The organism is Alkalinema sp. FACHB-956 (assembly GCF_014697025.1).
Taxonomy (GTDB): domain Bacteria; phylum Cyanobacteriota; class Cyanobacteriia; order Leptolyngbyales; family Leptolyngbyaceae; genus Alkalinema.
This window is the reverse complement of the sequence record NZ_JACJRC010000013.1, coordinates 1-15,935: the sequence shown is the minus strand read 5'-3', so window position 1 is coordinate 15,935 and position 15,935 is coordinate 1. Positions and strand designations below refer to the sequence as shown.

The window sequence follows — 15,935 nt, the reverse complement described above, 5'->3', positions numbered from 1 at the left end:
AGGAATCTCAAGATCTCTACAAGATCATAGTATTGTAAAAACATGTAATTGTCTATAAAATTCAAATACTGTAAATATCCTTAATCTTCTGTCCTAGCAAAATTATTTAATCTCAGGAAGTTCCCTGTCTCGTTGATCGTAAGTTGAAGCATCGCTGATCATCAGGCTTTATCGAGCTTGGCAGCGGCCGATCGTGTTGGATGTGGTTGGTTGGCTGCGGAGGTAGGTCGAGAGTCGATCGCAGCCTTGATTCACTAAGCTATTAAGATTCCAGTTCCAAACCGTCAAACCCGACTGCTCGCCAGCGATCGCCAATACGTCACCGCTAGGATTTAACCAACCCTTTTGGAGACTATCGCCTTGATTGATCAGTGTTTTAATCAGATTACCGGTGTAGGGATTCCAGAGTTTGACCGTGCCGTCTTGGCTGCTGGATAGTAACGTCTGGCCATCGGGACTGAAATTCAAACTGGTGATGCCATGGCTATGGCCTGTTAATTTGATCGATCGACGAGTGGTCAAGTTCCACACCTGAATCGTATTATCCCAACTGCCCGCAGCTAACCACTGGCTATCGGGACTAAAGGCGAGACTGGAGACTTCCAAAGAATGGCTCCCCAAGGTCTGACGGCTACGATCGGCCAGATTCCACAGTTTGATCTGTCGATCGCTGCCTGCGGAAGCCAACCAGTGACCATTGGGACTGAATTGTAGGGCTTTGATTTCATCGCTATGACCAGATAGGGTCGCAACCGGTTCGAGGGTCGTCGCACGGCTGAGGGTAATGGTTCGATCGACCCCAGCACTGGCGATCGTTGAGCCATCGGGACTGATTTGGACGGTATTGATGCGCTGAGGAGAGATCGATCGCTGCAATTGCAATCGGCCATCGGCTTGAAACGTGAATAGATGGCCTTGGATATCACTCGTGATGATGGTGTTTCCGTTTTTACTGACGCTTAAGCTTGTAATCAAATTTTGAGTTGTGATCCGAGGAATGGGAGAAGCTAGCAATCGTTGCGAGTTTGGGGTCGATCGTAGGGAAAATTCCGAAACGACTTTATCCTGGGTCGTGGCAAGCAGGGCGGGTCGATCGGGCAGGAAGGTAACAGCGGGAATGGAAGAGAGGGGCATGGGGACGCGATCGCCAGGATGATCGGCCATCTGCCAAACGCGCACCAATTTATCTGAGCCACTGCTCAAGAATGTTTTGCCATCAGGCATCCAATGAACCTGTTTAATTTCTTCCCGGCTTCCTTGAAGACTTGTTTGCATTTCTCCAGTTGCTGACCAGAAGATGATTTTCCGATCGCTCCCCGCACTGACAAAAGAACGGCCATTCCGTTGCCAACTCAAATCATTAACCTGATCGCGATGCCCTTCATAGGTTTGTAGTAGCTTGCCATTACGATCCCACCGCTTAATCGTACGATCGGCGCTGGCAGTCAGAAACTCTGCTTGATTGGGACGAATTGCAATGGCGGTAATCCGGTCAGTATGAGCCTTCCAGGTTTTGATTAATTTGCCTTCGATCGACCATAATCGTACAGTCCCATCTTCGCCACCGGAAAGGATTTGCCGAGCATTAAGAAACTGAACACAATTGACCCAGCCTTTATGCCCCTTGCCAATCCACTGGCCAATCCACATAGCCTGCTGCCGTTGGCGATTCCACAGGCGCACCGTTCCATCCCGGCTGGCACTGACCAACTGCTGACCATCGGGACTCCACTGCACATCCGTCACCCAGTCGCTATGGCCTTGCAGCGTTACGGCCTCTCGATCTGTGACTCGCCGTAGATCGATCGTGCCATTACTCAATGCACTGGCGAGCCATTGTTGATCGGGGCTGAGTTGGATAGCTTGAATGCGATCGCCAAGGTGTGCGATCGGCTGACTGCGCTGGTCGGCGCTGAGACTATCTGCAAGGCTGTATTGTATAATCTTTCCATCATCGCCAGCGAACCAAATGAGATTGCCTTGAGTATTACTCGTAACTGCATTGACCGACTGCTCACTGGTAATCCGATTGATCTCCTGAGTGCGGCTGAGGGCTTGTTGTAGCGTTGTTACAACCTTCATACGCAAGTCCCCTGGTAAGGGGAGAAACTTGAGCCAACTGGTTTCTAAGCTTTGCCATAACGTGCCTGCTTTCAACCCATCGGTAACGGCTTCGATCTGTTGGTTGTCATTGAGTAAAGCTTCGGAACTGGCCGTTAGTGCATCAATTTCCCGCAATTGTGCTGTCCGTTGTCGCCAGGATGCCAGTCCCGCAAAGCCCAACGCACAAACCCCTAAACTTCCAATCAAAGCCACGGCGATCTGGGCTCTGCGTAGACGTTTCCGCGTTTCAATCATTTCCCGATCGCGAGCTTCGATCGACGTTTCAACAAATTCCTGGGTCAGGCTGGTTAGCTCATCGGTGTAATTAATGTAGAGTTCTTCCGCCTGCGCTAAACGTACACCCCGTAGTAGGAATTCTGGTTTGTAATCATGTTGTTGCCATTGTTGTGCCGATTGTTCGATTTGTCGTTGCGACTTCAGTCGGCTTCTATTTTCATCTAGCCACCACCGCAGCGTTGACCAGTGGCGAATCAGGATTTCATGGGTGACTTCGATCGTGGTTTCAGGCCAGGTTTCAGGCCAAGTTTCAGAGCGTGGTTCAGGGCTAGAAAGAATAGGCGATTCAGACTCTACAGCTGTGGATAACTGCGGGACAGTATCCGCTTCTGGGGTTTCTGGTAATAGAGTTGTAGAGGAATCTAGGGCAGAATCGATCGTAATCAACTGCGCAGTGGTTAAGGCTTTTAGCGTCCGTTCCACCAGATCTGGCGCATACTTGGTCACTGCCAAGGTCGATCGACGAATGCGGCGACGGGTATCTTCTGTACTCTCACCAACTTGCGTTAAATTGAGAAAAATCCAACGGGCACAGGCTTGCTCGTCCGGTGAGAGGGCATCATAGACCGCTTGGGCCTTGGTTTCTAACACGCCCCGCAATCCACCAATTTGTTGCTGATAACTTTGCAGGGTTAATTGTCCCTCGCTGCGGTAATGCCACAGTTCTTCCAGCACAAATTGCAACAGCGGCAAGTCTCCCGTCGTACGATCGAGTTCCTGAAGCAACACTTCAATCAATTCCGGCTCAACGCGCAAACCGACTTGCTCAGCGGGTTGGGTGATGACGCGGCGGTAATCCTCTTCGCTGAGGCAGGCGGGAACCAGAACGCTGTGTTTCTGAACCAGTGGGGCGAGTTCCGGCAATTCCAAACAGGCGGCAATAAAGTCTGCGCGAATTGTAAAAACTAATTTGAAGCGATCGCTGGCATATTCCACCGCCCCCGTGATTAATTCAATAAACCGTTGGCGTTCCAATTCATCGGCTAGCGTAAACAATTCCTCAAACTGATCGATCGCCAGTACCGTCAGCGGTTCCGTTTGCGATCGCAGCCAGTACACCCAGCCTTCTACCCCTTGGTAGAGCACGCCTTCAATTTGCTCTGGCGCGTATTGGTTAGCGGCATTCTGGTTGGTGGCATTCCGGCTCCCGTGGGCGAGGCTACGGCTGAGGGCGGTAATGGGTCGATCGCCAGGACGCATTTGTACGATCTGCCAGCGATCGCTATTGGGAATATATTGGCCTCGGCGCAGTTGGGGAATCAGTCCCGCTTGCATGACAGAGGATTTCCCGCTACCGGAAGCACCCACGATCGCCAGAACCGGCTGCTTCACCAATTCATTGAGTAATTGTTCGACTACACTTTCCCGACCGTAGAAGTATTGCGTTTCCCGTTCACTAAAGGCGCGCAATCCCAGGTAGGGACAAACGCCTAAATCAATTCCCGATCGCGTCGTTAATGTGATTTGTTCCGGAATAATTTCCAGAATGCCCCGCGTTCCCGATAGCCAGACCCGCAAGGGCGTCATTCCAGCCAATGCCTGTTGCAGGTGGGTAACCCATCCGGCTGCCGACAGTCCCTTTTGCGGATCGATCGTGCTTAAGGTTTCCTGTAATGCCTGGGCAAAAAGGGCTGAATTCTCCACGGGAGACTGCGCTGCAAGAATGCATTGACCGCGTCCCTGCTCGTGCTGTAAGTCCTCAACCCAAGCTTCTAAATTGCAATCATCTAAATTACTCTTGGGACAATCCAGAATAATCATTTGCTGATGTTCTGGGTGTTGTCGTAGGTATTGCCGTAGCCACGATCGGCTGATTTCCCCCGTTTCTCCCAGTATTAAAGAGGCTTCCCCATCTTCTTGATTCAGAATCTGACCGCGTAGGTAGAGTAATAGCGTGGAATGATTCTCAGTATTCGGAGGAATAGTTTCTAACTGTTGAGCGATCGTAGTTTTAATGTCGCTCCAGTCCTGTCCTGGTTTGGGATAATATTCCACCTCAAATTGTCCGGCATGGCTGAGTAACTTACTGAACTCCAGTGCTGCGTTTTGGTGGTTGAAGCCGTCGATGATGAGCGCCCGTCGGCTGAGCTGGGTGTGGGCGATGGCTTGGGTTGTCAGATAAATGGGCGATTTCGCTAGAATAAATTCCCCAATGCCTTCCACAATGCGTTTCGGCGTTTGCAGTGGATATTCCGCCTGTAATTTCGATTCCCCCCGACTGCGTTTTTGCTGATTGACTAAGCGCAATTGTTGATTGGTTTGATCAACGTAGCGTAGGGTTTGATGATAGATATATTTATATAAGCTATCTACATCAATCAACCCGTGGGCATTGGCCGCCTCTCCCCGCAACCCTTTCATCAGGAAATAGGTGAAAATGCCATGGCCCAGTTCCGGAAATTCCCAGGATTGCTGCGATCGATCGCAGGAGAGTAGTGCATACAGCCCCTGACTTTTTTTCACCTGCTTTTGCAAGACATCGACCAATTGGGCTGCGGGATTGATGGGTAAACCGCGCAGGGTCATGCCGCCACTGTGACAGGCATCGAGCCAAATAATTTGTTGGTGGGCAGCACAGGCGGATAGGGTTTGCAAGAGGGCGTGAATGGACAGTCCTGTTTCACTGGGTCGATCGAGATCCGTATCGTGTAAACACAGCACCGCTTCCTGCTGGGTTCCAGCGAGAACCCCGTGGCCGGAAAAGTAGATGAGAACGGTGTCTTGGGCGTTGGCTTGCTGTTGGATTTTCAGCAGACTTTGCTGGATAGGAGCGACAACGGGAAGCTGTTCAGCAAAATCGTGGTAAATGCTAGCGTCACAGGCCGCAAATGAGGAAGAAACCACTTCAGTTAGGACATCTCCCAAACTCTGACAATCGATCGCGGAATACTGAAGCGCTGGCAAAGTTGCATCTTGGTATTCATTGACGCCAATCAGAAGCATCCACAGTTTTGCAGGCTGATTGTTGGATTTGGGTTGGGAAGAGCTAACGGCGCGGGGCATAGGACAGCACAGGACAGCGTGGAAAGATAGCTGGAGTTATTGTGAGGAGGGGAGATGCAATGGATCACTCGATATCATTCTGACAGGGGAGACTACTTGCGATCGATTTCGTAGGTGTAATCAAAGAATTGCAGAACTTGGCGACGAATGCCAGCGGGGGGATAGAGGCGGGGTTGCAGGCTTTGGGTGGCGTAGGTGTCAGCGGCGATGATAATCCGGCGGGCTTCGCTGAGGGACATTTTGCCATCCTTGAAGGCTTTCAGCACATTTTCTAACCCATTCGTGTATTGCGCCACGTTTTGGAAGTCGAATTTGGGTTGGTTGGCTGTTTGCTCGTCGGTGTTACCTGCTTGGGAGGATTGTGAATTATTCTGGGGAGCCATAGCCAAGGTCGGTAGCGTGACAGCGGATTGCAATTGCAGCACATAGACGGTTCCGCTGGACAGTTCCACAATCCGATAGTTCCGGGGAGAACTTAAGCCACTCAGGATGCCCACAGCACCACCAATCATGCCCATGTGCTCAAAGGCATTGCCTCGCTTGGACACCGGCGCGATCGACCCGCCAATGGCTCCAAACAGATTACCCATGACGGCGCTGTTTTCTCTGGCCCGTTGTTCGCCTGTTTGTTCCGTAACCGTGCGGCCTGGGATGACGGCAGTCGCAGCAATGATGGGAACGATTTGACCGCGAACCACGATCGACTCTGCCACAATTTTCGCGCCGCCATTTTCGGGTTTAATCTTGATGCTGACGGGGGCTTGGGCGGGAATCACTTCGTTGCCTTGCAGGTCATAGATGGGCTGTGCCAGGGGCACGGTGTAGGGCATGTCTTGCTTTTGGCCCACGTCTACCACCATGTTGGCAGGCAGTTGGATGACGACCCCTGCGCTTTGGGGAATGACGCCGTTGGTGCGGCTGGTTTGGCTGGTAGCAGTGGGTTGAGCCGCTGCGGGTTTGCTAGTAGCGGGCAGGGCGATCGTGGTTACAACGGACAGGGCCAGGGCGAGGTTGAGCAGGTTGGAGGTCTTCATCTTGCTGTCTCCTAAGGGTGAACTGAAGCATTGGGTAAGCTGACAGTTCTTCCATAGGGGACAGGCGATCGATTTATGCAGCGTCTATGCGGTGCGGTCTAGGAAATTTGCGATCAGCCCACCTGCTGACGGGGTGCAAAATAGAACTCAACAATGCGATAGGTCAACTGTCCGGTGGCGGGAAACTGCTTAGTTTTCATTTCCTCGATCGCGATCGCATCCAAATCGTCGTAGCCGGTTCCCTTCAAAACATAAAGGGTCTCCGGATCTAACTTGCCATCTGCTCCGACAAGGCCAGAGACTTTCACAGGCTGGTCAAACTGGAAGTTAGGCAGCTTATAGGTGGCGGGAAATGGGTAGATTAAGGGCGTATTGTGGCGTTCAAAGGTTGGCTCCGCGATCTTAGGAAAGGTGCCTCCGTTCGCCTCAACATATTTAGTCAGGACTTCTGGCTTCAGCGTACTTAAAAACAAGCCGCCCGCTCTGGTGAGTTCACCTTGCTTATCCTTAGCGCCATCGGCCTTGTAGGAAGCGGCAATGCGTTGATATTCCTGTTGCTTCTTTAGTAGCTCTTCAGTGGCCGACGACATTCTGGCAGGAACGGTAGGGCCACCATCGGGTGGGAGGGGAGTCGGGCCGGAGGGATTGGCACCCGCAGGCGGATTATTATTAGGAGTCTGGTTGGCTGCGATCTGCTGCTGGGTTGGATTGGCGGAGGTTAGCGGCGACGGGGGGGTGTTGGGGGGTGTTTTTTGGGAATCGTTTTGAGATTTATCTTCCTGAGAGGCGTCATCGTGACTGATCTGAACCTCAGACTGCTGAATATTTTTGGGCTGATTGTCCGTAGCGGATGGACGATCTCGGTCTGAAACCGAATTGCTACTCGATCGCGGCGGGAAGGCATTGCTAAAATCCATGCCACCACTGGAGATCCCTAGATTTGGTAGGGAGTAAATTGAATTCGGATCGGTGCCGATACCGCCCGTTGAGCCAAGTAAGTTATCGGGCTGGGGGGGTGTGGTGTTGGGTTGCTGGGGAAACGAAAACGAATTCCCAGTCGGCGGCAAAGGGGAGAGCGGATTCCCCTGGGGCATCATCATCGTGCTGTTGGTGCTGGGCAACTGGGCCATTTCTTCCGGAGTCAGGGCAACAACGCCCACCGTGCGCGTATTGTCCTTGGGTTGACTGGCGGTGATAGCTGGCAAGCCCAGCAAAAACAACCCATGGGCCCCGATCGAAGCCACCATCGCGATCGTCATCGGTTGTTTCGCAACTTCCGTAACTAACGTCACCATGTGTTCAGAATTTAACCACGGTGAATTGAGGTGGGTCATGGTAGCGTGGATCCTCCGGGGAAATAGGACAGCAACGAGAACGCTATAGTACGCGAACGCTATAGTACGAGATCTATAACTGCGAACTTAACAATCGTGAACTTGACAGTTGCAAGCTTGACAGTTGCGAACTGGACAATTGCTAAGTGGTCTATCGCGAAGTGGGCAACAAGGTGAACCGACGGTTAACAAGCCTACTGCTAGATCGGAAATTTAGACAAGAACATCGTCCAAAAGAGAGCTATCGATCGAGCCTGATTGCATTCTAAAGGCAGATTCGATCAATGATCCTTTGCCTTAAAAATTTAGGTATCTGGGTCATTGAGGCGATCGTTGAGATCATCTCCGATGACGAGATCCCAGGAGAAAAAGTTGCCGATCTCAGAGCATTCAGGGATTAGACAAGACTCACTCAGCCCACCCAACCTGCTACCCTCCTACTCTTCTACCCCTCTACCCTCTTACTCTTTCTCTTTTACCCTCCTACCCTTCTCCTTGAGCGATCCCAAGATCCACCCACTCTCTCCTACCGATCCTCCCGCGCTCCCGGATTCTCCCGTATTTTGACAATCATCAAGGAAAAATAAGGGAGCTTCAGGTTGGGCCAATCCTGCAAATGGTCATAGACCCGCTGGGAGGCAGCCGTCGCCCGTTCGACCACGTAGCTCTGTTCCAATAAGCTGTGATGCTTCAGGACATCCCAAACCTCGGCATAGACCGAGCTGATATTCATTAAAACCACCACATCAGCCCATTTCAAGGCGGTTTCCAATTCTGCAACCGAATCGATGGTGGGTAGCACGGCAAGGCGCTGCCCTTGCAACGTCAAGGGGAGTCCCAGTTCCGCTGCTGCGGCCAAAGGGGAGCAAATGCCGGGAATGGTTTCGATCGGGGCGAAGGGTTGGGCCGTTTTGATCGCCTGGGCCAGGTAGGTAAACGTACTGTAAAAGCTGATGTCCCCCTCTGCGATGAACACCACATCCTGGCCCGCTTCTAGGTAGGGGAGAATCTTTTGGGCTGCGGATTTCCAGGCGGTGTCAAGGGGACTCTGTGGTCGTGCCTGGAATGGCTGCGGAGAGGCTAGCTGGGCGTAGGCTGGCTGGGCATAGGCGGATTGGGCATAGTCTGGCTGCACAGAGGGACAGTGCAACGGCAACCGCACCTGGTGGGCGTGTAACCAAGGCTGCACGATCGCCTCGGCCACTCCCAGCTTGCCATTCAGCCCCGCCGGAAACGCCACGATCGGTGTTTTGACAATTCGCCGCAGTCCTTTGATCGTAATTAGTTCGGGATCACTGGGCCCAACCCCAACTCCGTATAGTGTCCCTAATCCCACGGGGTAGCCTCTCCACAGACAACAAGACGATTTTCACAACACAATAACCAGAACTGCATAGGTCAGAGCCGCATCATTAAATAACACTGTGAGAGACTGCAACAGGGAAACTAACAACTGCCAATCCTTGCAAGGATTCCTCTATAGGATTCCTTTCTACGAAAAGTAGGGTGATCTGTATAGTTCCTCAAAAAGTTGCAGAGTTAAGCGTTACAGAATTATGAACAGGTGTAAAGTTGTGTTAACTTGCTCTAATATTTAAGAGAGGACAATTACTGTCCACTTTTGACTGAGAGCCATGACGCAATTTGCCATACAGCACCTTGCTTCACCATGGCTTTCTAGAGTGAACGCATGTCGGTAGTGGGTGATACGGCAGGGCTGACGCCATTAAGGCCGATCCCATCACCGATAAACCCATTACCTTAATTCGCCCGATCGAGATGATGCTACCCACCGTTATTGTGCCAGGATATTTCGCACCTGCGACGGAATACCAAGCATTTGAGCAACTTCTCAGCCAATTTAGTATTCCCACGGTGACGGTGCCGTTAACGAAATGGGACTGGGTTCCGACGCTGGGGGGACGATCGATTCGCCCCATTATTGACCAGATCGATCGGACGGTGCAGGACGTGCGCCAGCGGTTTAATACGGCGGAAGTCAATCTGGTAGGCCATTCAGCGGGAGGCTGGATCGCTCGGATTTACCTCGGGGCCAAGGCTTACGACATTCACCCGGAGCCAGCGGGATCGGTGCAGTGCTGGCAGGCCCACCAATGGGTGCATCGCCTGATTACCTTGGGAACGCCCCACACCAGCCAGGAGCGCTGGACTCGTAAGAATTTGGACTTTGTTAATACCAGCTATCCCGGAGCCTTTGAACCGACGGTGCGCTATGTCTGTGTGGCGGGTCGATCGGTTTATGGCGAGAAACGGTTGGGGCAATGGCTGGCCTACAGCAGCTATGAGCTGACCTGCGGGCGGGGAGATTGTTGGGGGGATGGCATTACGCCGGTGGAGTCGGCGCACTTGGCGGGAGCGGAGAATATTACGCTGGAGGGCGTGCGTCATGCGCCCAAGAGTGCGGGGCTGTGGTACGGTTCGCCCTCGGTGGTGGAGCAGTGGATTGACTATCTGCGGGATTAGGCGCGGAACTCTGGCGGGTGGGTGTGGCGGTCAGCAGCGTTTCGACGGCGGGGGGCAGGAAGGTCAAGCGCAGGCGATAGGTGTGGGGGCCGATCGCGCCTTGGACTTTGGCGTAGAAGTCGGCGCTGCGATCGGGGGTCAGTAGGTTCAGCTTCAGGTTTAGTAAGGGTTCCAGCGATCGCTCACTGTAAAGATCGATCTCGTGGTCAGAGAGGGCGAGGATTTCGGCAGAACTGGCGGTTTCTTCGATCGCTTTTCCATCCAGCACCATGTATTCCACGGCGATCGGCTGGGGCAGGGCGATCGGGGGTTCTAAGGTATTTTCCAGTTGCAGGTGGTAGGGGGCACCAATGCCCAGGACTTCGTGGAGGGTGACGGGTTGGGAGAAGCCTTTGGTGTGGATCTGCAATTGTTGGCCGAGGCTGAGTTGGGGGACAACCAGGGCACGGGTGGCTTCGGAGATCAGGATTTGGCCGCCGACGGTTTGGGATTCGATGCGGGCGGTCAGGTTGATGTGACTGCCGACGACGCCGTATTTGGCGCGTTTGGCGGAGCCGATGTTGCCGACGACGACTTCGCCGGTGGTGATGCCGATGCCCATTTCCACTTGATTGAGGCCGATGAGATGGCTGAATTGGTTGACTTGCGCGATCGCTTGTTGCATGGCGATCGCACAGGCAATGGCCCGATCGGCATCGTCGGGGCGCTGGGTGGGGGCACCAAACATGACTAAAATGCCGTCGCCCATGAATTCATCGATCGTGCCTTGGTAGCGGGTGATGACATCGGTCATGCATTCCAGGTAGCGGTTCAGGAAGGCGAGGACGTTTTCGGGGGGTTGCTGTTCGGCGGCAGCGGAAAAGCCGCGCAGGTCAGCCATGAGCAGGGTGATTTGTCGCCGTTCTCCGCCGAGTTTCAAGCCTTCGGGGGTTTCCAGGAGTTGGGTGACGACTTCGTCGGTGAGGTAGCGGCCAAAGGTTTTGCGGATGTCGGCGGCGCGGCGGGCGAGGTAGCTGGTGATGACGAGGATGGCGATGGTGTAGCCCAGGCCGCTGGGCAGGACGGGCACCCACCAGCCGAGGCAAAAGGCCCAGTAACTTCCTAGGATAAGGCTGCAACCGAGGCCGACGAGCACGAAAATGCGGACGGGGGCTTGGCGGGGTTTGGTGTAGCGCCAGTACCAGGTGAGGATTGCGCCGAGGCTGATCCAGGCAATGATCCAGAGGGTTTCTAGCCAGTCGGGCCAGAAGTGGATGCCCGATCGCCGATCGAGGACGGTGCTGAGGAGTTGGCTGGTGAGGTGGGCGTGGATTTCGACACCGGGGGTTTTGACGGCGGATTCGGCAAAGCCGCTGTCGTAAGGGGTCATGAAGCTATCGTTGAGGCTGGAGGCGACGGCTCCGATCAGGACGATGCGGCCTTGGACGCGATCGGGGGTGAGTTGGCCGTTGAGCAGTTCGGTGAGGGAGGCGCGATCGAAGTTTTGGGCTTTGCCGCGATAGTTAATTAGGATTTGGTAGCCTTGGGCGTCGATGTTTTGGTAGCTGCCGTCGTCGGCTTCGAGGGGTGGGAAGACGGTGGGGGGGAGGGTGTTGAAGGTGAGGATTTCGGCGTTGGGGTCGGGGGTGAGGTTTTGGCTGGTGAGGTAGTGGGTGGCGAGGCGGGTGGCGAGTCCTTCGATGCCGTCGCGGTTTTCGGGGTAGAGGTAGAGGAGGCCACGGCGGATGCGCCCGTCGGGGTCGAGGAGAACGTCGTTGGCGGCGATTTGGTTGTGGTTGGCGAGGGTTTCGGGGGGTGGGATGGGTTCGCTGGTGCGATCGTTGCCGACTTTTTCGATGCCGATGAGGTTGGGGGTGGTGGCGAAGAGTTTTTGGAGTTGTTGGTAGCCTTGGCCTTTGCAGGGGTCGCGGTATTTACTAAGGCTGGAGTTTTGGCGGAGGTTGCGGTAGAGGTCGAGGCCGATCGCGGTGGGTTGGAGGGTTTTGAGTTGGGTGAGCGATCGGGCGAGGGTGCAGTCGGAGATGGGCCAGCCTTTTTGGGCGAGGTCGGCTTCGGTGATGCCGATGATGAGGATGCGGGGGTCGGGGGTTTCGGCGGGGCGGAGGCGCATGAATTGGTCGTAGAACATGAGTTCTAGGGGTTGGAGTCTGCCGGAGAGGCGTAGTCCGAGTACGCTTGCGGTGACGGCGGGGATGATGAGTAGGAGGCCGCGCCATTGCCAGGTTGCTTTGCGTAGTGATTTCCCCATGGAGTTTGAAGGTGTTTTACTGTTCTTTACAAGATGCCCAGGGAGAATCCGGTTTGTGCAAGGAGGGGGAGAGGAGGGTGGGGGTAAGTCTCCCGGATTAGTGGGGAGGTGAGAGTATAATCGGACAAAAATGTTAGGCAGTGGCTTGGAGAGCTTTGGCATGGCGCAGGTATTGATTGATTTGAATCAAGCTGGCTTGGATTTGGAACCGGAAGAAATGGAAGCGTATGCGCTGCGGCTGGCGGAAGAGTTGCGGGAGGATTTGGCGGAGGAGGCTGGGCTGGCACGGGAAGAGGATGTGCCGGAAGGGGCGATGTCTGGGGCAGCAGCGTTTTTGTTAGGGATTTTGAAGGCGGAGGTGAATGCGACGAATCTTTTGGCGGTGATGAAGTGGTTATGGAATTTGCGCCCGAATACGGTGTTGAAGCTGAGTTATAAGAATGGCGATCGAGAATTTAATTTGGAATATCGTACGCAGGAACAGCTAGAGCAACAAATAGCGGCTATTAGAGAACTGGATTCATTTACGGTGCAGTTAATTCAAACGAAATAGAAAGTTAATCAGAATCATTGCGTGGATTGCGAAGTGGGCGGATCCCCCCTAACCCCCCTTAATAAAGGGGGAACAAGAAGAAGGGGGGGACTGAACTGTATAGAAAGGGAACTGATCCACACTGATAGAGACTTCATCGAAATTGTTATTTGTAAGGTCATGGCACGTAAGGCGTTGTTGATTGGGACGGGTCAGTATCTAGAAGGATTTAAGCCGCTGAAGTCTGCGCCCCATGATGTGCAGGGGTTGAAGGCGTTGTTGGAGAATCCAGAGATCGGTGGCTTTGATGATGTGCAAATGCATTTGGATGTGGATTCTAGTACCTTGGCGACAACGATCGAAACGTGGTATTTGAGCCATGCTAAGGATGATTTTGTGCTGCTATTTCTGGCGGGGCATGGGGTGAAGGATGCCGATCGTCGGTTGCATTTTGCGATGAAGAATACCCAGAAGGTGGGGGAGAAGTTGATCACGACGACGGCGATCGCGGCGCAGAGTGTCAGCAGTTGGATGGGAGCGAGTCGAGCTAAGCGACAAGTTGTGATTTTGAATTGTTGCTTTAGTGGGGCGTTTGGGGATTTGGTGCCGATGGATGATGGCGCGATCGATGTGGAGGCGGCGATCGGGGCGGAAGGTCGGGTGGTGATGACTTCGACGAGTGGAATGGATTATGCCTTTGAGCGATTGAATGGGGGGGAATTGTCGGTTTATGGCCATTATTTGACGGAGGGGTTGCGGACGGGGGCAGCAGCGGCAGCAGAAAACGATGAGATTACGATCGATCACTTGCATCAGTACGTGAGTCGGAAGGTGCAGGAAGAGGCTCCGTCTATGAGTCCTAAGATTTTTGCGAAGGGGGAAGGGTATCAGTTACGGATTGCGAAGGTGGCGCTGGGGGATCCGCTGGTGCAATACCGAAAACAGGTTGAAAGAATTGTTCAGGAGGATGAGGGCGAAATTGATGAAATTTTTAGTCGGCCAATCCTAGATGAATATCAGATTAAGTTGAAGTTAGACATAGTAACTGCTCTACAAATTGAAGATGAAGTTTTAGAGCCAATTCGAGAATATAGATCTAAGTTAGCAAAATATTATGCAGTAGTAAAGAAAGCCGTTCAACATAGGTATCCGTTCGGAGAGCGTGAACAGAAACGGTTAGAGCAATATCGAAGTTTATTAGCATTGACTGAGGAGGATGCTGCGCAGATTTTGGAATGCACGATCGAGCGGTTGTCGTCTCAGGAGTTGCCTAAACCTAAACCACCGGAGGTTCAGGAACCTTCTGAGCCATCAACGCCTGCCACGGAGCCAGTAAGCGCAATTGATACAATTCCGCTGCAATCTGAAAAAGGTGTGAGCTATGAAAAGTTGCGTGAGTTATTGAAGGCAGGGAAGTGGGAAGAGGCCGATCGGGAAACTCTACGAGTCATGCTGGAAGTTGCAGGTCAGACTAAGCTTAGATATCTGGAATTAGAAGATTTAGAGAAGTTTCCTTATGCAGATTTGTTGATGATCGATCGACTCTGGGTGGATGCGAGTAAGGGATATTTTGGATTTTCTATGCAGAAGAAAATCTGGCATGAATGCGGTAGCCCAAGGAGCATGGGGAAAGAGTGGGATAACTTTTGCGCTAAAGTTGGATGGCAGAATGCAGATTCAACATCATACATGTCCTACAGCGAACTCAAGAAAAATCCTCTTCATTCTCCCGTCGGAGAATTACCTGCTTATGTGAGTGCTCTTCACTTACACGCCGACGAGGAGGGGGTAGGTGCATTGGGTTGGTGTTATCTTCTCTCGCGCAGAGACTTGTGAACTGTAGCACGAGCCAGTCCTAGAGATTTGTCAACTTTTGTAACTGCGACGATTTCTACATAACAATGCTCCGATCCCCCTAAATCCCCCTTAAAAAGGGGGACTTTGAATACATCTTTTCCGGTTCCCCCTTTTTTAAGGGGGGCTAGGGGGGATCTACCCCTCCAACGCAGATGAGCAAAGCATTCCAGCATTTAGCCTTACGCTAGTCGAGTATCTATTGCAGTATTGGTCATAACGTCGATCGCGCATGTTCGATCCCCCTAAATCCCCCTTCAAAAGGGGGACTTGTTAATATTGGTCATAACGTCAATCGCGCGTGTTCGATCCCCCTAAATCCCCCTACCCTTCGGGAAGCAGAGCTACAAAAGGGGGACTTTGATAGGATTTTAGTGATGGTTTGGCGTACGTTCTCGAAATCATTCAAAACTTCTTCATTCGTAAATCTCACGACTGTTAATCCATATCCTTCTAAAATCTGTGTTCTTTCCTGGTCGTGGGCTTTTCCTTGCTCTGTAAAATGACCACTCCCATCTACCTCAATGACTAAACCCAACTTGGCACAATAGAAATCGACAATAAAGTGATCGATCGGGAGTTGTCGTAAAAAACGAAATTCCGAATCTCGTAGAAACTCTTGCCACAGCTTCTTTTCAGCCGGAGTTGGGTTCTTCCGCATTTCCTTAGCAGGAAATACAAGCTCCGGGTTATAGGGCAAATGGAAATCAGTTGTACTCAATTTGGACATACCCTAGATCACCGCAAACCAGCTAAATTCAGGATGCCCAAAATTCCTCAACTTCTCCGTGCAGTATTGGTCAAAAAGTCGATCGCGCGTGTTCGATCCCCCTAAATCCCCCTACCCTGCGGGAAGCAGAGCTACAAAAGGGGGACTTTGAATACATCTTTTCCGGTTCCCCCTTTTTTAAGGGGGGCTAGTAGGGTGGTTTCATTTAGGGGGAGAAAAGCCATGAGTGAGTATGGAATAGACCTTGTGGAGCTGATTGGTGAGTGCACGAATGCCCTGTGGAATGGTACGGTAAGCTAATTGGCGCACAATGCTA

General features: G+C 52.5%; 9 protein-coding genes. 3 read left to right on the top strand and 6 right to left on the bottom strand.

Going from position 1 to position 15,935, the window contains the following annotated elements; genetic code table 11:
- Positions 1–168: 168 nt before the first annotated feature.
- From H6G21_RS14590 to cobI, 4 genes are all read right to left on the bottom strand, one after another.
- Entirely contained in the window at positions 169–5,403 is a 5,235-nt protein-coding gene (locus H6G21_RS14590) for a caspase family protein (RefSeq protein ID WP_190574166.1), read from the bottom strand.
- 92 nt (positions 5,404–5,495) lie between these two features.
- Entirely contained in the window at positions 5,496–6,437 is a 942-nt protein-coding gene (locus H6G21_RS14585) for a hypothetical protein (protein WP_190574165.1), read from the bottom strand.
- A 113-nt stretch (positions 6,438–6,550) separates the two neighbouring features.
- Positions 6,551–7,771: a hypothetical protein gene (locus H6G21_RS14580; protein WP_190574164.1), complete on the bottom strand. Its 1,221-nt coding sequence runs from the start codon at positions 7,769–7,771 to the stop codon at positions 6,551–6,553.
- Between the two features lie 526 nt (positions 7,772–8,297).
- Positions 8,298–9,107 carry a precorrin-2 C(20)-methyltransferase gene (gene cobI / locus H6G21_RS14575; RefSeq protein WP_190574163.1) on the bottom strand — a complete coding sequence of 270 codons (810 nt, stop codon included), beginning with the start codon at positions 9,105–9,107 and terminating at the stop codon, positions 8,298–8,300.
- Positions 9,108–9,550: 443 nt separating this feature from the next.
- Here cobI and H6G21_RS14570 point away from each other — a divergent pair, with 443 nt between their 5' ends.
- Positions 9,551–10,255 carry a lipase gene (locus H6G21_RS14570; protein ID WP_190574162.1) on the top strand — a complete coding sequence of 235 codons (705 nt, stop codon included), beginning with the start codon at positions 9,551–9,553 and terminating at the stop codon, positions 10,253–10,255.
- Here H6G21_RS14570 and H6G21_RS14565 read toward each other — a convergent pair.
- Positions 10,158–12,503, bottom strand: coding sequence for an adenylate/guanylate cyclase domain-containing protein (locus H6G21_RS14565; protein ID WP_190574161.1), 2,346 nt, complete (start codon positions 12,501–12,503; stop codon positions 10,158–10,160). The two genes, H6G21_RS14570 and H6G21_RS14565, sit on opposite strands and share 98 nt — an antisense overlap.
- 160 nt (positions 12,504–12,663) lie before the next feature.
- On the opposite strand from H6G21_RS14565, the gene H6G21_RS14560 reads away from it, so the two are divergent.
- Both H6G21_RS14560 and H6G21_RS14555 read left to right on the top strand, forming a co-directional pair.
- A complete protein-coding gene (locus H6G21_RS14560; protein ID WP_190574160.1) occupies positions 12,664–13,056 on the top strand; it encodes a sugar ABC transporter permease in 393 nt (130 codons plus the stop codon).
- A 159-nt stretch (positions 13,057–13,215) separates the two neighbouring features.
- Positions 13,216–14,871 carry a GUN4 domain-containing protein gene (locus H6G21_RS14555; protein WP_190574159.1) on the top strand — a complete coding sequence of 552 codons (1,656 nt, stop codon included), beginning with the start codon at positions 13,216–13,218 and terminating at the stop codon, positions 14,869–14,871.
- A 301-nt stretch (positions 14,872–15,172) separates the two neighbouring features.
- Here H6G21_RS14555 and H6G21_RS14550 read toward each other — a convergent pair whose 3' ends face one another.
- Positions 15,173–15,550 carry an endonuclease domain-containing protein gene (locus H6G21_RS14550; protein ID WP_242041843.1) on the bottom strand — a complete coding sequence of 126 codons (378 nt, stop codon included), beginning with the start codon at positions 15,548–15,550 and terminating at the stop codon, positions 15,173–15,175.
- Between the last annotated feature and the right edge of the window lie 385 nt (positions 15,551–15,935).